This is a genomic window from Candidatus Delongbacteria bacterium (genome assembly GCA_041675285.1).
Classification (GTDB): domain Bacteria; phylum CAIWAD01; class CAIWAD01; order CAIWAD01; family CAIWAD01; genus CAIWAD01.
On record JBAYTZ010000002.1, the window covers coordinates 349,054 to 368,225 of the forward strand.

The window sequence follows — 19,172 nt, forward strand, 5'->3', positions numbered from 1 at the left end:
CCGCAAGCGGATGGGGATCAGCTCGCCGGCGTCTCCCGCTGGGCCAGGCTGGCGGCCAGCACGTCGCCGAACACCAGCAGGCTGCCCAGGTCGCCGCTCAGCACTTCACCGAAGGGATCGGGGTTCTCCAGCGAAACGAAGCCCAGCAGCACGTCGTTCTGCAGCAGGGGAATGGCCAGCAGGCTGCGGATGCCCAGCTTCTCCATCGTCTCCCGCTCCTTCACGGCCGCGACGGGGAGCTTGTCCATCTCCTTCACGTAGAGGATCTCGCCGCTGCGCAGGGCCAACAACCACCAGGGATAGCGCTCCGCGGGGAAGGGGCGGCCCAGCACGCTGCGTTCGCCGCGCAGGGGTGGCCACTCCTGGGTGCAGCACAGCTCGGCCCGGGCCGGATCCATCAGGTAGACGCGCACGCAGTCGGCGTTGAGCAGGATGCCCAGACCTCCCAGGGCCACGCCCAAGGCCTCGGCGAAGCGCCCCGGCCGCACCAGGGCCCGGACGGAGTCCGAGACGGCCTGGTCCAGCAGCAGGCGGGTCTCCAGGGCCTGCTCCCGGGCCTTGCGCTCGGTGATGTCCTTGAGCACGCCGAAGGAGCCGACGATGCCGCCCTGGCGGTTGCGCAGCGGGTTGCCGGTCACCAGCAGGGTGCGCTCGCGGCCCTGGACGTCGTACATGCCCAGCTCGTAGGTGGAGCTGCGGCCCTGCAGGCGCTCGTCCAGCTGCTTCTGGGTCTCCGCATAGACGCGGTCGCCGAAGACCTCCTGCTGAAAGCGGCCCACCAGGTCGTCCACGCTGCCGCCCAGCAGCTCGGCCGCCGCGTGGTTGACGAACAGGATGCGGTCGTCCAGGTCCAGCGCGCAGATGGCGTCGCCGTGGCCCATCAGCAGGGACTCCAGCAGCTCCTGGCGATCCGTGAAGGGAGTCGGGGTCGGGTTCGGCCCGTCCGCATTCATGTGATCATCCTTTCCGCAGGTCGGCTTCGTTGGGTTGTCCGGGAGCGCCGGCCGGATCCCGTCCCACCCAGAGCGGGCCCTCGCGGCCCTCGGGTTGAATGGGAGGATGCGCGTGCCGGCGCTCGGCCCGCCGGCCGTGCAGGACGCGGGGACCTTGGCAGTCCAGGCGGATGCGCAGGATCTGGCTCATGGCGTGCTCCTTTCCTCCGTCCTATCGACCAGTTCGGGGAGTGGATTCAGTGGCGGCAGGTCAACCAGGTCGGGGTCAGTCATTAGGGAACTGACGGAGAATTTCCAACACAATTCTGCGGCCGGACTGATCTCCCGCCAACTCCCGGGTGCGGGCGTCGGCGTCGTAGTAGACCAGCGAGAGGTCCAGGCCCGCCAGCCGGCCGTCCAGCGCCAGGTGGCCATCCAGCAGGGTCTGGCTGCCGGAGGAACCGAAGAGCCAGCCGGCGGCCGGGCGGGAGAAGCGCGTGCAACCCAGCCCGCCTCGGAGACTCAGCCGGTCTCCCAGCCCCTGGCTGCGCTCGGCCGCCAGGTACCAGCCGTCGGCGCCGCTGGCCCAGATGTCGGGCGACCAGCTGAGCTCCGCGGACCAGCTCTCACGCCCGACTCCCAGCAGGAATTCAGGGTAGTCGGCTCCGCTGGTGCCAGGATAGAGGATCGCCTGGAGCTGCAGGTCCCAGTCCAGGGCCGGGCCGACCCAGCTGCCCGCCCAGCCGGCGCCCAGATCGAGCTCCGCCCGGCTGTCGTCGCCGGGGAACTTGACCCGCGAAGCCCAGGCGTCCACGTGCGGGCCCCGGGAGTGGCTCCAGCCCAGGCCGGCCTGAGGTGCGGCGGTTCCGTCGCTCTGGGTCCAGCCCCGGGAGACGTAGTCTGAAACCAGGCCCAGCGAGCCGTTCCAGTCCGCCCGCACCAGGGGCGCGACGGCGCCGAGCAGCAGGAGCGGCAGCAGCACGTTCATGCGGATTCCTCCGGAGTCGGCCGACGGCGGTCGGCGTGGGTGGCCAGGAACTCCGCCACGGGCACCAGCGGCCCCGCCAGGCCGCCCGTCCACTCGTCGCAGCCCGCCGCCAGCGCGGCTTCCCGCTCCGCGTCGTGATCCACGTCTTCCAGGCGCAGGGCAAGTCCCTGCGCGCGGGCCAGTTCGCCCACGGCGGCCAGCGCCCGCGCCAGCCCCGTGGGGCCGGCGCGCCAGCCGGCCACGCTCAGGCAGAGGCGGGTTCCGGGCAGGCTGTCCAGGCCGCCCGGCTCCAGGCCGAAGCCCTCCGCTCCCACGGCCAGCCGGAGTCCCAACCGGAGCAGGCGCGCGGGCAGTTCGGCCCCCTGGACCTTCAGGAAGGCCGGCAGCCCGCGGCATTTCAGTTCCAGCCAGTCCAGCGGTCCCGCTCCGGCCAGTTCGTCCAGCCGGTCGTGCAGGGTGGGCTCCCCCAGCAGCGGGGCGGGCAGGCCGAGGGTCAGCCGGCAGGCGGGCCGGGGCAGACCCTGCTGTAGCGCGCCGGCCTGGCGCAACTGGGTCAGGGCCAGGTCGCGCTCCAGGCCGCCCTCCCGGGCCAGTTCCTCCAGTTCGGCGCTGGCCAGGAAACCCAGGCGCGGATGCCGCCAGCCTGGACGCAGCCGGGCGCCGGCCAGTCCGCCGGTCGCCAGCCGGACGGGTTGAGCGTGCAGGTCCAATCCCTGGTCCGCCAGGACCGTCGCCAGCTCCGAGGCCAGCAACAGACGCTCGCGGGTCAGGGCGTCCTGGGCGGCATCGTGGAAGCGGATGGGCGTCCGCCCCTCCGCGGCCAGGCTGCAGGCGGCCAGGGCCCGCTCCACCAGGGCCTCCGCCGTGCCGCCGTCCTCCGGGAAAAGCGCGATGCCCAGCCGCGGACAGGGCAGGCCAGGCTGTCCGTCCTGCGGATGCGGGGCCGTCAGCGAGCCCGCCAGCCGGCCGGCCGCCCGGGCCGCGTCGTCCGGGCCGTGCAAGTCCCCCAGCAGGATCAGCCAGGGCGTCTCGTCCGCGGGCCGCTCGTCGTCCGCCCCGTCCGCCCAGCGGCGCTCCCACTCCACGGGATCCCCGGCGTCCTCCAACCGCAGGTGGGCCTGGACCCGCTCGGCCGCCGCGCGTCGCAGGTCGCGCTCCGGGCGGGTGGCCAGCCGTCCGAGCTGGAGTTCGGCCACTGGTCGGATGGCCAGCACGGCGACGCGCCGCCCGTGGCGCCGGGCCTGGGAGAGCAAGCCTTCCAGCCGCAGCAGAGCCTGGTCGCGCGACCAGGGAGCGATGAACCCGTGATCCGTGGCGGCGGGTCGGTTGCTTAGCATGAGCCGCACGCGGCGGCCCAGCGCTGGATAGTCCAGCGGCTTGCCCAGGAAGTCGAAAGCGCCGGCCTGGCTGGCGCGCTCCAGCGAGTCCGCGTCCTCCAGTCCGCTAAGCATCAACAGCAGGCAGTCCCGGCCGCCGGGCAGGCGGCGGATCTCCCGGCAGGCGGAGAAGCCGTCCAACTCGGGCATCTGGACGTCCATCAACACCAGGTCGAAGGGCGCCGCCAGGAACTGCTCCACGGCCTCCCGGCCGTTGGCGGCCTCGCTCACCCGGCAGCCCTGGGCCTCGAGGACCGTGCGGGCCAGGAAGCGCGTGGTGGCGTCGTCGTCCACCACCAGGATGCGGGCCTCGCCGGGCTTCATCCGACCGTCTCGGGCCGCGGCGGCGCATCGGCCAACAGACCCTGCAGCGCCTCCACCACCCGGCCGTGCTCGCGCCCGATCTCGCCGATCCGCGACTCCAGCGCCACCTCCGCTCCGCCGCGCAGGTCTTCTTCCAGACGGCGGCAGAGGGCCGCCAGCCGCAGGGCGCCCACGTTGGAGCTGGAGGACTTCAGCGCGTGGGCCTGCCGGCCCGCCTCCGCCGCGTCCCGGTTCTCCGCGCTGGCCAGCAGACTGGCCAGCCCGCGCGCCGACTCCTTCAGGTAGAGGTCCGTGATCCGCCCGATCAGGCCGGCGGCGCCCGGCGGCTGGAGCTGTTCGAAGGCCTGCAGCACGCGCGGGTCCAGGGTGGTGGCGTCCGGCGTGTCCGGATCCGGCGCCGGGCGGGCCGCCGCCGGTTCGCGGCGCCGGGCGGGCGCGGCCTGGCCCCAGGTGGCCAGGACGCCGGCCAGGTCGCTCCGGGAGAAAGGCTTGGACAGGTAGTCGTCCATCCCGGCGGCCAGGCAGCGCTCGCGGTCGCCGCCCAGCGCGTTGGCCGTCAGGGCCACCACGGGCGGCGCGCTCAGCCGGCCCTCCTGCTCCCACTGCCGGATGCGCGCCGTGGCCTCGTAGCCGTCCATCCCGGGCATCTGGCAGTCCATCAGGATCAGATCGAAGCGACCGCCCGCCAGGCAGTCCAGCGCCTCGGCGCCGTCGCTGGCCAGCCGGACCCGGCAGCCCAGGCTCTCCAGCATGCGGGCCACCACCTCCTGGTTGACCAGGTTGTCCTCGGCCACCAGGACGTGGGCGTTGAAACTCGGCAGGTCCGAGGCGTCGGCCGGCGGCGCGGCGGGGGAGACGCCGCCGGCCAGGCCGCGCAGGCACTCCAGCAGCTCCACCTGGCGGACGGGCTTGCTCAGGCAGGAGGTGATGCCGCAGGCGCGCCAGTCCGCGCCGTCCAGCCCGGCGGAGCTCAAGATGGCCAGCCGCGCCCCCGCCAGGGCCGGATCGGCCTGGATGGCCCGGGCGGTCTCCAACCCGTCCAGGCCGGGCATGTGATAGTCCAGCAGCACCACGTCGAAGGGTCGGCCCGCGGCGGCGGCTTCCCGCAGCCGCTCCAAGGCGACCCGACCACTCTCCGCGTGTCCGCCGTCCACCTGCCAGCTGCGCAGCTGGTTGGCCAGGATGTCCCGATTGGTGGCGTTGTCGTCCACCACCAGGACGCGCAGGCCGGCCAGCAGGCGCCGGACGTCGCCGGAGAGGGCGTCCTGTTCCTTCAGCCGCGTGACGGTCAGGGTCAGGCGGAAGACGGATCCGCTGCCCGGCCGACTCTCCACGCTCAGGTCGCCGCCCATCAGCCGGGCCAGCTGGCGCGAGATGCTCAGGCCCAGACCCGTCCCGCCGAAGCGCCGCGTGGTGCTGGCGTCCGCCTGGGTGAAGGCCTCGAAAATCCGCTCCCGGGCCTCGGGGCCGATGCCCATGCCCGTGTCGCGCACCTCGATCCAGAGGGTCAGTTCCTCGCCCACCGCCGCCGGCTGGACGGCCCCGCAGCGCAGCAGGACCTCGCCCCGGGCCGTGAACTTCACGGCGTTGCCCACCAGGTTGGTGAGGATCTGGCGGATGCGGCCGGCGTCGCCCAGCAGCAGGGTGGGCGTGTCCTCCAGGATCTGGCAGGCCAGCTCCAGGTCCTTGCGCTGGGCGGCCACGGTGAACAGGCTGCCCACGTCCTCCACCAGCCGGCGCAGGTCGAAGGGCGACTCGTCGATCTCCAGCCGTCCCGCCTCGATCTTGGAGAAGTCGAGGATGTCGTTGATCACGCGCAGCAGGCCTTCGCCCGAGCGGTGGATGGTCTCGGCGAAGCCCTGCTGCTGCTCGTTGAGCGGCGTGGTCAGCAGCAGCTCCGACATGCCCAGGATGCCGTTGATGGGGGTGCGGATCTCGTGGCTCATGTTGGCCAGGAACTGGGACTTGGCCCGGCTGGCCAGTTCGGCGGCCAGCAGGGCCTGGCTCTGGGCCTCCAGCAGGTCCATCGAGCGCAGCTCGGCCTGCCACTTGCGCCCCAGGGCCGTGGCCAGCTGGCGCAGCTCGAAGGGGTGGAAGGGCTTCTGCAGGTAGAGCAGGCGGTCGGCGGGCGGGACCTGGCGGCTGATCTCCTCCGGATCCACGTTGGAGTAGGCGGTGACGATCACGATGTCCAGGTCAGAGGCCAGCTTGCGCAGTTCGCGCGCCGCCCAGAGGCCGTCCGGACCCGGGGGCATCAGCATGTCCACGAAGGCGACGGCGAAGGGCCGGCCCTCCGCCAGGGCCTGGCGCGCCAACTCCACGCCCTCCGGGGCCTGGCGCGCGCAGGCGAGTTCGAAGCCCGGGCCGGTGCTCCGGGGGGCGGTTCCGCCGAAGAGGCGCGCCTTCATGTCCCGCAGATCCTGGGTGGAGGCCTCCCGCGCGGGGTCGAGCACCTGGCGGTAGGCGTCGAGGATCTGGGTCTCGTCGTCGATCACCAGCACGCGCAGCGGCAGGTTCTCGGGGTGGATGAACTCGCTCATGACAGCAGGTCTCCGGTTGCCTGGGGGGATGGAAGCGGCGCGGCCGGGCGGGTCGGGCCGGGGACCGCGTTCCAGGGCAGGGCCAGGCTGAAGGTTGCGCCCAGGCCCGCCCCCGGGCTTGTGGCGCGCAACCAGCCTCCCAGCGCGTACAAGGTGTTGGAACTCCAGTGCAGGCCCAGTCCCGAGCTGCGGCCCTTCTGCTTGGTGGAGAAGCCGCGCTGGAAGAGCTGCTCGGCCTGAGCCGCGTCGAAGCCGCAGCCGTCGTCGATGAAGTCCAGCCGGAGCAGCTGCTGGTCGCGCGTGGCGCGGATCTCCAGCCGGCCGTGGGCGCGGCCCGCCTGGGCCACCGCCTCGGCGGCGTTGATCATCAGGTTGATGATCACCTGCTGCAGGGCCACCCGGGCCACGCAGCCCTCCCCGAAGCGGGCCAGCTCCGGATCCAGCCGGATTTCCAAACGCTCCAGCGGCTCCGACCCCAGCAGGGTGAGGGCCTCCTGCAGCAGCAGGTCCAGCCGGGTGGGCTCGAGGATCTGCTCGGCCCGGCTGTGCCGTTCCTGGTCGGCCAGGATGCGGCTGATGTGCGTGATCTGGTGGGCGATCTGCTGGCGGGAGCCGTCGGCCCGCTCCAGCCCCTGCCGCAATTCCTCCAGCGCCAGCCGGGCGAAAGCCTGCAGATCCCGCCGCCGCCCGGCGTCCAGCTCCGGGCGCTCCAGTTCGCCCAGCGCCAGGCCCACGTCCTCCAGGGGCAGGGCGCGGATTTCCTGGCGCAGCTGCTCGGCCTGCACGGCCAGCGGCGTGACGCTGTTGCCGATGTTGTGCAGGATGCCGCCGGCCAGTTCGGCCTTGCCCGAGTCGTAGGACTGCTCCAGCAGCCGGCGGCGGGTTTCCGCCAGCTGCTCCATCAGGTGGTTCAGCTCCCGGGCGAGAATCCCCAGCTCGTCGTCGCGGTCCCGGCCGAAGGCGGGTGCGGGGGAGCCGGACTTGGCCAGCTGGATGGCGTGGGCGGTCAGCCGCTGGAGGGGCTTCACCACGCCCCGGGCCAGCACGATCAGCAACAACAGGGAAACCAGCAGCCCGGAGGCAGCCTGGGCTCCCAGCGCCAGCCGAATGGCCCGCCGCCCCTGGGCGCTGATGGCCCGGGGCACGTCCAGGTGGGCGGCCAGCACGGGTCGTCCCTCGATGTCCGACAGCAGGTGCCAGATGCTGGTCATCTGCTCGAGGGTCTCGAGCTGCGTGGGATGCGCAGCGTCCAGACCGGCCAGCTCCGAGCGCTCCCGGGCGTCCAGTTCCGCCAGGGGCTTGATCTGCAGGTTCACGCCGGCCTGTTCCCCCAACTGGCGGATGGCCGCGGCGTCGAGGAAGCGGCCGAAGACCACGGTCCCGCGGACGGGGCCCAGGTTTTCATTGGTCACCACCGCCCGGGCTCCCACGAGCATGGGGCCCGCGCGGGTCATCAGGATGCCGGCGGGGTTCTGGTGCAGGTCCCCCGCGGCGCGCAGCGGATGGCCGGCGGGCAGCGGGTCGGGACCCAGGGCGGGCGGCGGCAGCAGGGTCCCATTCTCCTTGTCCGGAGCGGAGCCCCAGACCAGACGGCCTTCCTGGTCGTAGAGGCAGAGCAGGTCCACTTTGAGGGCCTGCATGGCGCTGGGGGTGAGGTTGTTGCTTTCATAGTCCGGGGCCTGTCCGCCCAGGTAGTCCCAGGTCTCCGTCCAGACGCCCCAGTCGGCGGCCGTGGCCTTGAGGAAGACCTCCTCGCGCTCCAGGGCCTGTTGCACGCGCGCCAGGTCCTGCCGGGCGGAGTCCTGCTCCATGTGGCGGAAGCTGGGCATCACGAAGCGCTCCAGCCCCAGCAGGCTCAGGCCGATGAGCAGCACGTACACGCCGCCCACCAGCACGGCGATCTTGATTTGCAGCGAGTAGCCCGGCCGGGTGCCGGAGGGGGTCGCGACCCGGAGGCTGGAAAACCGTGGTTGCATGGTTCGTCCTGTTCTTGGCCGCTTTATCGGAAAAGAGTTGGGGCAGGTTCAGTCCGACTTTTTTGACGTGAATCATGGTTCAATGGTTCAGTGTGAAAACAGTCTCCTGGGAGCTTTGAGTTCCGCCCGGTAGCTGTTAATCTTTCCGCAGGACGTCCCCTATACGGATGGAGACCATGAACAAAATTCTACGCAAACGGATCCTCTCTCCCGGCGTGAAGGACCTGCTGGTGGAGACCCCGCGCATCGCCCGCAAGCGCCAGGCCGGCCAGTTCGTCATGCTGCGGGTCAGCGAGACGGGGGAGCGCATTCCGCTCACCATCGCCGACGCCGATCCGGAGGCGGGCTGGATCCGCCTGATCTTCCAGGAAGTCGGCCACTCCACTCTGGAGCTCGGCCGCCTGGAGGTGGGGGACTCCATCCTCGACCTGGCCGGGCCGCTGGGTCGCCCCACCCACGTCGAGAACAAGGGCACGGTGGTCTGCGTGGGTGGCGGCATCGGCACGGCGCCGGTCCATCCCATCGCCTGCGCCATGAAGGCCGCGGGCAACCGCGTGATCTCGATCCTCGGCGCTCGCACGGCCGAGCTGCTGATCATGGAAGAGGAGATGGGCGCCACCAGCGACGAGTTGCTGATCTGCACGGACGACGGCAGCAAGGGCCGCCAGGGCTTTGTCACCAACGTGCTGCAGGATCTCATCGAGCGCGGCGAGACGATCCACGAGGTGGTGGCCATCGGTCCGGTGGTGATGATGCGCGCGGTGAGCGAGGTCACCCGCGCCCACGGCATCTCCACGGTGGTCAGCCTCAACGCCACCATGGTGGACGGCACGGGCATGTGCGGCGGCTGCCGCGTGACGGTGAACGGCCGCAGCCGCTTCGTCTGCGTGGACGGCCCGGAATTCGACGGCCACGCGGTGGATTTCGCCGAGCTGCAGCAGCGCCAGCGCGCCTACCTGACCCAGGAACGCCAGGCCCTCGAGGCGGACCACGTCTGCCACATCGGCCGCGACCAGCCTTTCTCCGGGAGGAGTGAATGAGTTCCTACGCCCCCCTGCCCAAGGCCCGGCCGGGCACCGTGACGCGGGTTCCCATGCCCGAGCAGGATCCCGCCGTGCGCGCCCGCAACTTCCTGGAAGTGCCCGTGGGCTACACGCCGGAGATGGCCATGGTGGAAGCCAGCCGCTGCCTGGAGTGCAAGGATCCCTCCTGCGTCCAGGGCTGCCCGGTGGGCATCGACATCCGCGGTTTCGTGGTGAAGATCCGCCAGGGCGACTTCCAGGGCGCCATCGACCTGATCAAGCACGACAACGCCCTGCCCGCCGTCTGCGGCCGGGTCTGCCCGCAGGAGACCCAGTGCGAGCAGGTCTGCGTGGTGGGACGCAAGCACACGCCCGTGGCCATCGGCCGGCTGGAGCGCTTCGCGGCGGACTGGGAGCGCGAGCAGGGCGAGGTCAAGGCCCCGGCGCTGGCGGCCTCCACGGGCAAGCGCATCGCCGTGGTGGGCAGCGGGCCGGCCGGGCTGACCGTGGCCGGCGAGCTGGCCCTGCGCGGCCATTCGGTGACCATCTTCGAGGCGCTGCACAAGCCCGGCGGCGTGCTGATGTACGGCATCCCCGAATTCCGCCTGCCCAAGGGCATCGTGGAGGCCGAGGTGGACTATGTGCGCAAACTGGGCGTGGAGATCATCTACAACGCCGTGATCGGCAAGATGATCACCGTCCAGGAGCTGCTGGAGGAGGAGGGCTTCCATGCCGTCTTCCTGGGCCTGGGCGCCGGCCTGCCCTACTTCATGAACATCCCCGGGGAGAACCTCAACGGCGTCTACAGCGCCAACGAGTACCTCACCCGCGTCAACCTGATGAAGGCCTATGATTTCCCCCGCAACGACACGCCCGTCCGGCCCGGCCAGCGGGTGGCCGTCTTCGGCGGCGGCAACGTGGCCATGGACGCGGCCCGCACCGCGCTGCGGATGGGCGCCGCGGAGGTGAGCGTCATCTACCGGCGCTCGATGGAGGAGATGCCCGCCCGGCGCGAGGAGATCCACCATGCCGAGGAGGAGGGCATCCACATGCGCCTGCTCTGCAACCCGGTCAACATCCTGGGGGACGGCCAGGGCAACGTGAGCGGCGTGACCTGCCTGCGGATGGAGTTGGGCGAGCCCGACGCCAGCGGACGGCGCCGGCCGGTGCCCGTGGAGGGCAGCGAGTTCGTGGTGGAGGCGGACACGGTGGTGGTCAGCATCGGCAACGGGGCCAACCCGCTGCTCACCGAGGTCACGCCGGAGCTGAAGCTCAACAAGTGGGGCAACATCGTGGCCGAGGACGGCACGGGCCGCACGAGCATGCCCGGCGTCTACGCCGGCGGCGACATCGTGATCGGCGCGGCCACGGTGATCCTGGCCATGGGCGCGGGCAAGAGCGCGGCGCTGGCCATCCACGAGGATCTGATGGGCAAAGAGGAGTCCGCCGCCTGAGGCGACTCCGACCGGGGTGAGGCTTCTCACCACAGAGGCACAGAGGCACAGAGACAAGGTTTGATTTGAGAAGCAGGCGCGGCGCAAACGCTGCGGGGTCCGGTGCTCTTCCAAGCATTTTCTGACGCTGTGTCTCTGTGCCTCTGTGTTGACTCCCCGGGTTGAGGTGTAGTAGTAGAAGCGAGCAGCAGGAGACCGAACGATGCAATTCGCCCACGCCGAAGAGGCGCTGAACTTCGCCATCAAGCGCGAGATCGAGGCGGCGCGCTTCTACACCCAGCTCTCGGTGAAAATGCAGAAGCGCGAGATGCGCGACGCCCTGCTGGAGATGGCCGAGGAGGAGAAGAGCCACCGCGACCGGCTGATCGCCGTGCGCGACCAGGGCGGCTTCGAGGAGGCTCCGGCGGATTCCTTCGCGGACCTGAAGATCTCCGATTACGTGGAGATGCCGGAGATCACCACCGACCTGGACTACGCCCAGGCCCTGATCGTGGCCATGAAGCGCGAGGCGGCGGCCCGCGAGCTCTACCTGGAGCTGGCCCGCGTGGCGCCCGGCGAATCCCTGCGCGCGCTCTTCCTGCGGCTGGCCGAGGAGGAGGGCCTGCACAAGCGGCGCTTCGAGGCCGAGTACGACGAGCGCGTGCTGGAAGGCAACTGAGCGCGTCAGCGCATGGCAAGTGGAAGCGGGCGGCCCGGGCCGCCCTTTTTCATGCCCGGGCCTGGTGGGGACGCGGCGCGCGCGGGTGGGGCAAATCCACCGGATTGGGGCTTGGCCCGGCTCAGGGCGTAAAAAATGATTACGATCCGCTACGCATTGGGCTTGTGAATTCTGGCACGATGTTGGCTTCTGTCCGCACCGAGTGGGCAGGATTCCAAGTCGAAAGGAACAGACCGATGCGTCACCCCAAATATCTACTGGCCCTGGTGTTGCCCCTGGCCTTCTTCAGCGGCTGCGCCAACACCGGCGACGAACCCGCAACCCAGTTGCTGCAGGCCGACCAGCTCCAGTTCGTGGCCCCGCCGGCGGCCAAGGCGGCCCAGACCGACACCTGGATGGACTTCAGCCTGACCCTGCACCCCAACCGGCCCGCCACGGTGGTCGTCCCGGGCTTCCTCCTGCACGCGCCGCGCGGCGCCGTGGAGCAGACCCTGACCATCACGGGCGACTGGTGCGGGGACGATGCGCAGGATCCGGTGGTCGGCTACGACTTCGCCCCGGACGGCAGCGAATTCCTCGTGCCGCTGCGGGTCATGTTCGTCTTCCTTCCCCAGAGTCTGGAGGGACTGGATCCGGCCCGCCTGACCTGGGTCCTGGATCACGAGGACGGCACCTACGAAGTGATCCCCAGCGAGGTCCAGGTGCTGCCGGCCCATGGACCCGGCAACCCCGGGGCGGTGCGTGTGCTGGCGCAGGTGGAGCACTTCAGCCGCTACCTGATCGCCATCGGCCCGCCGCCGGACAACAACACCACGCGCTAGCTGCCATCCATGCCGCTTGGACGGGCCCGTTCCTCACCTGGAACGGGCCCTTTTCGGTTCCGGCCCGTGGCCGAAGGCGGGCGCCGCATTCCGGCAGCCCCGGCAGGTTGGCCTCACCCGGGGCCGGCGCCCAGGCCCGGCTTGCCTCTCTCAGTCCCCGCCAGCGGTCCCGGAAACGGGACCGTTATTTTTTACACACTTTTTGCTTTTTCCCAGCCACCTCGTTGACTAAACTCTGAGCGCTCCACTGGGGACGTGTCCTCCGGAGCAAGCAGTTGTACCACCCCCCACAACAGAACGAGGTGTTCATGAGACGCTTCCTGCCCCTTGGTGCAGCCGGTCTCGCCCTGCTTCTCGCGTTCGGCTGCTCCACTGACGGGAGCCGTGCGCCAGAGTCCAGCGGCCGGCTGCTGTCCCGCGACCAGATCCGCCTGCTCACGCCGGCGGACCTTCCCGCCAAAGCCCACGACTTGGATGCCATGACGGATTTCACCCTGGTGGTGACTCCGGGCGCGGCCTCCGAGTACACGGGTGCCGGGTTCAGTCTGAAAGCGCCGGCCGGTGCGGTGAGCACCCCGGTGACCATCGTGGCCAACTGGCAGGGCGACGAAGCCTCGCCGGCCATCGGTTTCGAGTTCGGGCCGGAGGGTCAGGAGTTCCTGACGCCGCTGGAATTCGAGCTGGTGCTGCCGCTGAGCGAGGCCGACCTGCCTGCCGGCGACGAACTGCTGGTGGTCTACGACCGGCAAGATGGCTGGTATGAAGTGGTGTCCAACGAGGTGCACTGGATGAGCGCGGACGAGGAAGCCCGCGTGGACGCCCGCCTCGAGCACTTCTCCAAGTATCTCATCGCCACGGGCCCGCCGCCCGACGACGGACCTGCTGGTGGCAACCAGTAGGAGTTCCGCGAATGGAACCTGCCGCCCCGGCCCTGCCGGGGCGGTTCTTTTTCAGGCCGGCTGGCGCGGGTTGGCCACGGGGAAGAGGATGCGGAAGGTGGTGCCCACGCCGGGTTTGCTCTGGACCTGGATCAGGCCCTGGTGCGCCTCCACCACCTGCCGGACCAGGGGCATGCCCAGCCCCGATCCGCCCTCGCCCTTGGTCGTGTAGTAGGGCTCCCAGAGGCGCGCCAGCACTTGTTCGTCCATCCCGCAGCCCGTGTCCTCCACCGTCAGCAGCAGCTGGTCGCCTACCACACGCGTGCGGCACTGCACCCAGCCGCCGCCCACCGCCTCCACGGCGTGCGCCGCGTTGATCAACAGGTTGAGCAGCATCTGCTGCAACTGCTCCTGGTCGGCCAGCAACTTGGGCAGGCGCGGCATGGCGTCCAGGCGGATGCGCAGGCCGGCACGGTCGTCCTGGTCGGGTTCCGGTCCGCCCACGGAGAGATCGAAGTGCTTGATCTTTCCCCCCATGTCCTTGAGCAGGGTGACGGTGCCCGCGGCCAGCGCGTTCAGGTCCACCTCGCCCAACTGGCGTTGGGGCGGACGGGAGAGATCGGAGAGCGTGCGCACGATGCGCTCGATGCGGCCGGCCATCTCCTCCACCACCTGCAGATCGGGATCCAGGTCGTCCAGGACGGAGGGCCGCTCCTGCAGGGTCAGGCGGGCCAGCTGCACGTGGCCGTGCAGGGGCGCCAGCGCGTTGCGGATTTCGTGGGCGATGGAGCCCGCCGTGCGGCTCATCATGGCGAACTTCTCGCTCTCCAGCAGCTCCTGCTGCATGCGCACCTCGGTGGTGACGTCGGTGAGGATCAGGCCCCAGACCGCGTCGCCGCCTTCTTCCGGCGCCAGGGGAAAGGGACGGCAGCGCAGCCGGCGGCCGTCCACGGACCAGTCCGCCGTGTGCTCCTGCCGCTCGCCCAGCGTCGCCAGGAAGCGGGCGAAGGTGTTCTCGAAGCGCCAGCCCAGCGGGGACCCTGCGTCCGGCTGGACGAGGGAGAGCGAGCCCAACTCGCGCCGGAAGGTCAGGTTGGCGAAGTGCAGGCGCAGCTGGTCGTCGTAGAGCGCCAGCGCGTTGGGCAGCGAGTCCACGATGTGCAGGTGCAGGCGCTCGAAATGGTCGAAGCGCTGCTGCTGGGCCTGCTCCGAGCGGCGCAGTTGCAGCTGGGTCAGCGTCAGCGAGCACAGTTCGCAGAAGCCGTCCAGCAGGACCAGCATGTGCTCGCTGTAGAGCGTGGTGCTGGAGCTGTCCACGTAGAGCGCGCCGAAGACCCGGCCGTGGCGGCGGAGGGGCGCGCAGAGGCTGCTCTTCAGGTCCAGGTCGATCACCGAGCGGGCCTGGGCCAGCTCCTCGAGCTGGGAGAGATTGGAGCTGCGCAGGGGCTGGCCGCTCTCCAGCACCAGGTGGATGATGGAGTGGGAGACCTGGGTCTCCGGCCGCGCCAGGGGGAAGCCGTCGCGGTCCGCTCCCAGCGTGAAGCGCAGGCCGCCCTCGGCCTGTTCGTCCAGCTCCACGATGGCGCCGCGCTGGGCGCCCGCCAGCCGGATGGCTTGGTGGAGCAGAAAATGCAGGGCTTCGCCCGGGGTGGTGCAGGTGTTGAGCTCCCGGGCCAGTCCCAGCACCAGGTCCAACTCCCGGCGGGAGAAACGTTCCTGGCGTTGGGCCAATCCCTCGCTTCTGAGCTCAAGCTCCTGCAGCGCGGCCAACTGTTCCAGCAGTGTGGCCATGGTCTCTCCTCTCCAGTTCGGTCACTCGAAGCAGACATTCCTCGGACCGCTCCAGCAGGCGCTCCAGCCAGGGCGACTCCCGCAACCGGGCCTGCCAGGCGGGGGACAGGTCCTGGGCCATGCCGTGCAGCAGGCGGACGGCGCGGCCCAGCCGCTGGCCCGCCTCGGGCCAGTTCTCGCGTCGCGCGGCCAGCTCGCCCTCCAGGCCCAGCAGGCGGATCTGTTGCAGGCGGTGCATCTCGCGCTCCTCGCGCAGGGGCGTGGACCAGTCGGCCAGCCAGGCCAAGCGGTGCTCCAGCATGGCCAGGGCCACGCGGACGCCATCCAGGCGCGGATCCAGCTCCAGCAGCGCGTGCAGCAGCTCGCCCCGGGGCACCTCGCGGCCGGCGGCCTGCAGGCGCAGCGCGGGGGCGAGATCCGCCGGCCAGTCGACTCCGGGACCCGGGCCCTTGCCGCGCTCCGGGGCCAAGGTGTCCAGCAGGTCGCGGAACAGGCGCCACTGCCGGGCCGGGGGCGTGTCGTGGCGGGCAGCCACCTCCTGGAAGCGCGCCAGCAGGTCGCCGCGCGGCGCCAGCCCCAGGTCCAGATCCAGCCGCAGCAGCTGGACCAGCGGGTCCAGCTCGTCCTGGGGACTGTCCAGCTCCACGGCCCGGGCCAGTTCCTCGCGCCAGACGCGCTCGGCGCCCTCCAGGTCGCCCAGGGCCGCCCAGGATTCCCCCAGGTGGTCCAGCACCGCCAGTTCCGTCACCGGCTCCTGCAGGTCGCGGGCCTGCTGCAGGGCCGGCTCCAGCTCGCGCACGGCCTGGTCCGCCGCGCCGCGCCGCAGCTGGGCCAGCGCCAGGTTGACCCGGGCCATCAGTTCGTAGCGTTCCAAGTGGTAGAGCGCGGCCTCGCGTCCGGCCTGCTCCAGTTCCCCGCGGGCCTGTTCGATCCGCCCGGCCTGCAGGTGCAGGATGCCCAGGTTGTTGGCCAGCCAGACCCGCTGCTGGACCTGGAGCAGCTGCCGGCCCGCCCGGTCCAGTTGCGTCCAGAGGTGCGCGGCGTCCTCCGTTCGTCCCAGTTGGAAGGCCGCGGCCCCGGCGGAATTGAGCGCGTGGGCCTGCTGGGGTCCGGCGGCCGGATCGCAGTCCCGCAGATCGGGCAGGCAGGCCTCCAGTTCCGCGGCGGCCCGGGCGTGCTGGCCGCTGCGCAGCAGCGGATCCAGCGCCGTCACCCGCAGCAGCAGGCGGTCCAGGGGTTCGGTGGCGAGTTCCCGGGCCCGCTGCAGCAGGCGCAGGGCCAGCCGATTGCGGCCCAGCAGGCTGTAGACGAAGGCCAAGCGGTTTATCAGCGGCAGCACGGACCCGCCCCGGGCGCGGCGCAACAGGCCGCGCAGCAGGCGCCGGGCCTCCGCCGGGCGCCCCTGGGCCAGCAGGCCCGTGGCCAAGAGGGTTTCCAGTTCGCCCACTTCGCCCCGCGCCAGGGAGGGCAGCAGCTCCTCGATCAACCGGACCCGGCGCGCGGGATCCACCAGACCGGGGGCCGCCAACAGCACGTCGCGCGCCACCAGCGGATCGACCAGCCCCAGTTCGCAGCGGCCCAGGTGCAGGAGGCAGAGCTCGGCCGGCGGCTCGGGGAGCTTCCAGAGCTCGTGCAGGATCTCCAGGTGCTCGGGTTGCAGACGGGCCAGCCCCAGCAGCTCGCGCACGCCGGCCTGCGGCTCCCGTTGGCCGTCGCCCCGGTCGCGCAGCCAGCCGGCGCCCTCCAGGCTCTCCAACTCGCGCTCGCGGCCCTGGAGGACGTGGGAGCGCCAGGCCCCAGCCGGCGCGGGCTCCAGCCAGGCGCAGGCCCGCAGCAGCGCCCGGCGGACCGGTCCGGCGAGGGCGTCCAGATCCGCGGCCCCGCGGGCTCCCTGGGCGGGCAGGCCCAGCGGACTCAATTCCCAGAGCCCGTTCCGGCACAGCAGGCGCTCTTCGCTGATGCAGCGGGCCACCAGCGGCGGGATGTGCTCGCTCTGCCCGCCGGTGAGGGCGTCCAGGGCCGCGGCGGCCGCTTCGCTCAGTTCGATGCCCGGGGCCGGCCGGCGCAGCCAGCCCTGCCAGGTGTCCCGGCCGGGGGCTTCCAGCCGCAGGGCGTCCGCCGGAGCAGTGTCCAGTTCCAGAATCAGCAGCGGACGGCCCTGCCGCCCGCAGAGGGCGACGAGATCGTCCAGCCGGGCCGCGTCGGGATCGCCGGGTCGGGTCAGCCAGCACAGGCCCTGGCGGGGCCGGCCCAGCTGGTCGTCCAGGAAGCCCAGCACCAGGCGCAGCAGGTCCCGCCCGCCCCGGCGGCGCTCCAGGGCGCCGGCCAGTTCCGGGTAGTGCTGCAGACGGCCGGGATGGTCCACGCGGCGGGCCAGCCAGTCCAGCAGCGACTCCCCTTCGGCGCGCTGGATGCCGAGCAGCGGACCGCGCCGGGCGGAGACCTCCACCTGCAGCTGGTTCAGCCGGGCGCGCCAAGGACCCGCGCTGCCGCTGTGCAGGCGCACGCAGGCGCCGGCGGCGAGCCGGGTGACCACGTCTTCCAGCAGGCCGGCCTCCCAGTTGCCCGGGCCGCGGCGGGGCAGCAGCAGGGCCGTCCGGGCGGCGGGCAGGGCGGCCGCCAGCTCGGCCAGGGCCTCCCGCGGGGCGGGGCGCCGGCCGGGTTCCGTGTGCAGGCAGCGCAGGATGAAGGGGAAGAGCGGGTGCGTGGCCGCGCGGCCGGCCGGTCGCAAGCGGCCGGCCAGGATGGCGCCCACGGCCTCGTCGGGATTCTCCGGGAAGGGCGAGGCGCCGCTGAGCAGCTGGAAGAGCAGGGCGCCCAGCGAGAAGATGTCCGAGCGCGGATGGGGCAGCCCGTCGCTGAGGATCTCCGGCGGCATCACGCTGAGCGTGCCCGAGCGGGCCCGGTGGCGGTCGTGCGTGGAGCGCGCCAGTCCCAGATCCAGCAGGCTGGCCCGGCTGCCGTCCAGCAGCAGGTTGGCCGGACCGAGGTCGCCGTGGATCCAGCCGTGTTCGGCCAGTTCGGACAGCCCCTGCAGCACCTGGACGGCGATCCAATCCGCCTCGCCGGCGGCCAGGGCCCAGGCCGGGGAGTCCGTCAGCTCCGAGAGGGCCGGTCCCGGGCGTTTCTCCAACACCAGGCGGGCGGGGTGCTGATCGCCGCCGGGATCGAACTCCACCAGCTCGGGGAAGACCGGGGCGCGCAGCATCTGCAGCAGCCGCGCCTCCTTCAGGAAGCCGTGGCCGCCCTGGCCCAGCGCGCGGGCCTCCTTGAGCACGACCTCGCGGCCCGTCCAGCGGTCCAGCGCGCAGCTGACCCGCGCGCTGGCGCCCTCGCCCTGGGGGCGCAGCTCCGTGAAGCGCAGGGAATCGGCTGCCGGATGGGGGGTCATGCCGCCGCCTCGGGAATGATCCAGACCAGACTCAGGTTGTCCTCCGCGCCGCGCCGCAGGGCCTCCTCCAGCAACAACTCCGGCACCCGGGCGTCCGCCTCGTCCGCGGCCAGCAGGCGCGGCAAATCCGCCGATTCCAGCCCCGTCTGGGTGAAGCCGTCGCTGCAGAGCAGGAGGCGGTCGCCGGGCTCCAACTCCAGGTCCAGGCACTCCAGCCGGTCGTGCTGGGGCGAGCCCAGGGCCTGGCTGAGCAGTTGGGGCTGGTCCGCGCTCACCCGGTGGTCGCGACTGAGCTGGCGCGCGCCGCCGCCGCGCAGCAGGTAGGCCCGGCTGTCCCCCACGTGGTAGAGCCGTCCGCGCAGCCCGGTCAGCGCCAGACCCGTGAAGGTGGTGGCCACCCGGCGCTCGCGCAGTTCGGCCTGCAGGCGGGCCATCACCACCGCCAGTTCCAGCTGCACGCGCTGGGAGCTGGGCGGCCAGGCGGCGCTCAGGCTGCGCTCGTCGTGCAGACAGAGGGTCAGGAAGCGGTCGGCCACGGCCCGGGCGGCCCGGTCGCCGTGCCGCATGCCACCCATCCCGTCGCAGATGGCGCAGGCCAGCCGGCCCGCCCGCTCCTCGCCGGCGGCCCAGTCCTCAGTGGAGTTGCGCACCCGGCCCGGATGCTGGCTGATGTGGATCCGTGCGCCCGTTTTCAGGTCCCTTCAAGAGTTGGTCCCCGGCTTATCGGCAGGTGCGAGGGGGAGATTGCGTCCCGGCAGCCGACATCCACGAGAAAGGGTCCGGTAGAATGCGCCCAAGTACAAGCCCGGTCTTGGGGGATCGGACCCTGTCGAGTACCTTGAATCACGTTCTGTTTCGAGCGCAGCGTGTTTCCAGACCAGCTTTCCGCCTGCCGGCGTCCGGGATCTTCCCGGACCCCGTGCCCTTGTGGAATAACTGGAGCCTGCCGGAGCCTGCAAAGGAGTGCGGAATTCATGGACAACTTCTGCTTCCATCCACACGGCTCCACCCGGGCCCCCGA

The 19,172-nt window shown here is 71.4% G+C and carries 14 protein-coding genes; 5 read left to right on the top strand and 9 right to left on the bottom strand.

The window, feature by feature from the left end:
* Positions 1-17: 17 nt before the first annotated feature.
* From WC326_03270 to WC326_03295, 6 genes are all read right to left on the bottom strand, one after another.
* Complete coding sequence (locus WC326_03270; GenBank protein MFA7330075.1) at positions 18-953, bottom strand: PAS domain S-box protein; 936 nt, start codon at positions 951-953, stop codon at positions 18-20.
* Between the two features lie 4 nt (positions 954-957).
* Positions 958-1,143, bottom strand: a complete 186-nt coding sequence (locus WC326_03275; GenBank protein MFA7330076.1) for a hypothetical protein — start codon at positions 1,141-1,143, stop codon at positions 958-960.
* 75 nt (positions 1,144-1,218) lie between these two features.
* Positions 1,219-1,920, bottom strand: coding sequence for a TorF family putative porin (locus WC326_03280; GenBank protein ID MFA7330077.1), 702 nt, complete (start codon positions 1,918-1,920; stop codon positions 1,219-1,221).
* Complete coding sequence (locus WC326_03285) at positions 1,917-3,620, bottom strand: response regulator (protein MFA7330078.1); 1,704 nt, start codon at positions 3,618-3,620, stop codon at positions 1,917-1,919. Before WC326_03285 ends, WC326_03280 begins: the two co-directional genes overlap by 4 nt.
* Positions 3,617-6,160 (bottom strand): response regulator, encoded by a 2,544-nt coding sequence (locus WC326_03290; protein ID MFA7330079.1) that lies wholly within the window; start codon positions 6,158-6,160, stop codon positions 3,617-3,619. The genes WC326_03285 and WC326_03290 overlap by 4 nt, the downstream gene beginning before the upstream one ends.
* Entirely contained in the window at positions 6,157-8,136 is a 1,980-nt protein-coding gene (locus WC326_03295; GenBank protein ID MFA7330080.1) for a CHASE4 domain-containing protein, read from the bottom strand. Before WC326_03295 ends, WC326_03290 begins: the two co-directional genes overlap by 4 nt.
* A 176-nt stretch (positions 8,137-8,312) precedes the next feature.
* Here WC326_03295 and WC326_03300 point away from each other — a divergent pair, with 176 nt between their 5' ends.
* The 5 genes from WC326_03300 to WC326_03320 all read left to right on the top strand — a co-directional run bounded on the left by WC326_03300 (position 8,313) and on the right by WC326_03320 (position 12,990).
* Complete coding sequence (locus tag WC326_03300) at positions 8,313-9,176, top strand: sulfide/dihydroorotate dehydrogenase-like FAD/NAD-binding protein (protein MFA7330081.1); 864 nt, start codon at positions 8,313-8,315, stop codon at positions 9,174-9,176.
* On the top strand, positions 9,173-10,612 hold the full coding sequence (gene gltA / locus WC326_03305; GenBank protein MFA7330082.1) for an NADPH-dependent glutamate synthase: 1,440 nt from the start codon (positions 9,173-9,175) through the stop codon (positions 10,610-10,612). The genes WC326_03300 and gltA overlap by 4 nt, the downstream gene beginning before the upstream one ends.
* 202 nt (positions 10,613-10,814) lie before the next feature.
* The gene (locus WC326_03310; GenBank protein ID MFA7330083.1) at positions 10,815-11,270 is read left to right on the top strand and encodes a ferritin family protein; all 456 of its coding nucleotides are present in this window, start codon (positions 10,815-10,817) and stop codon (positions 11,268-11,270) included.
* 236 nt (positions 11,271-11,506) lie between these two features.
* Positions 11,507-12,091, top strand: a complete 585-nt coding sequence (locus WC326_03315; GenBank protein MFA7330084.1) for a hypothetical protein — start codon at positions 11,507-11,509, stop codon at positions 12,089-12,091.
* Positions 12,092-12,399: 308 nt separating this feature from the next.
* Positions 12,400-12,990, top strand: coding sequence for a hypothetical protein (locus WC326_03320; GenBank protein ID MFA7330085.1), 591 nt, complete (start codon positions 12,400-12,402; stop codon positions 12,988-12,990).
* Between the two features lie 51 nt (positions 12,991-13,041).
* Here WC326_03320 and WC326_03325 read toward each other — a convergent pair whose 3' ends face one another.
* Genes WC326_03325 through WC326_03335 form a run of 3 tightly spaced genes read right to left on the bottom strand, consistent with a single transcriptional unit; the run spans position 13,042 to position 18,801 of the window.
* The gene (locus WC326_03325) at positions 13,042-14,760 is read right to left on the bottom strand and encodes an ATP-binding protein (protein ID MFA7330086.1); all 1,719 of its coding nucleotides are present in this window, start codon (positions 14,758-14,760) and stop codon (positions 13,042-13,044) included.
* On the bottom strand, positions 14,717-18,151 hold the full coding sequence (locus tag WC326_03330; protein ID MFA7330087.1) for a protein kinase: 3,435 nt from the start codon (positions 18,149-18,151) through the stop codon (positions 14,717-14,719). The genes WC326_03325 and WC326_03330 overlap by 44 nt, the downstream gene beginning before the upstream one ends.
* Positions 18,148-18,801, bottom strand: coding sequence for a PP2C family serine/threonine-protein phosphatase (locus WC326_03335; GenBank protein MFA7330088.1), 654 nt, complete (start codon positions 18,799-18,801; stop codon positions 18,148-18,150). The genes WC326_03330 and WC326_03335 overlap by 4 nt, the downstream gene beginning before the upstream one ends.
* Positions 18,802-19,172: the final 371 nt, after the last annotated feature.

What these genes read in the sequence shown, in the direction of transcription:
- WC326_03270 (MFA7330075.1), bottom strand. Translation starts at nt 953, where the DNA reads ATGAATGCGGACGGGCCGAACCCGACCCCGACTCCCTTCACGGATCGC.
- WC326_03275 (MFA7330076.1), bottom strand. Translation starts at nt 1,143, where the DNA reads ATGAGCCAGATCCTGCGCATCCGCCTGGACTGCCAAGGTCCCCGCGTC.
- WC326_03280 (MFA7330077.1), bottom strand. Translation starts at nt 1,920, where the DNA reads ATGAACGTGCTGCTGCCGCTCCTGCTGCTCGGCGCCGTCGCGCCCCTG.
- WC326_03285 (MFA7330078.1), bottom strand. Translation starts at nt 3,620, where the DNA reads ATGAAGCCCGGCGAGGCCCGCATCCTGGTGGTGGACGACGACGCCACC.
- WC326_03290 (MFA7330079.1), bottom strand. Translation starts at nt 6,160, where the DNA reads ATGAGCGAGTTCATCCACCCCGAGAACCTGCCGCTGCGCGTGCTGGTG.
- WC326_03295 (MFA7330080.1), bottom strand. Translation starts at nt 8,136, where the DNA reads ATGCAACCACGGTTTTCCAGCCTCCGGGTCGCGACCCCCTCCGGCACC.
- WC326_03300 (MFA7330081.1), top strand. Translation starts at nt 8,313, where the DNA reads ATGAACAAAATTCTACGCAAACGGATCCTCTCTCCCGGCGTGAAGGAC.
- gltA (MFA7330082.1), top strand. Translation starts at nt 9,173, where the DNA reads ATGAGTTCCTACGCCCCCCTGCCCAAGGCCCGGCCGGGCACCGTGACG.
- WC326_03310 (MFA7330083.1), top strand. Translation starts at nt 10,815, where the DNA reads ATGCAATTCGCCCACGCCGAAGAGGCGCTGAACTTCGCCATCAAGCGC.
- WC326_03315 (MFA7330084.1), top strand. Translation starts at nt 11,507, where the DNA reads ATGCGTCACCCCAAATATCTACTGGCCCTGGTGTTGCCCCTGGCCTTC.
- WC326_03320 (MFA7330085.1), top strand. Translation starts at nt 12,400, where the DNA reads ATGAGACGCTTCCTGCCCCTTGGTGCAGCCGGTCTCGCCCTGCTTCTC.
- WC326_03325 (MFA7330086.1), bottom strand. Translation starts at nt 14,760, where the DNA reads ATGGCCACACTGCTGGAACAGTTGGCCGCGCTGCAGGAGCTTGAGCTC.
- WC326_03330 (MFA7330087.1), bottom strand. Translation starts at nt 18,151, where the DNA reads ATGACCCCCCATCCGGCAGCCGATTCCCTGCGCTTCACGGAGCTGCGC.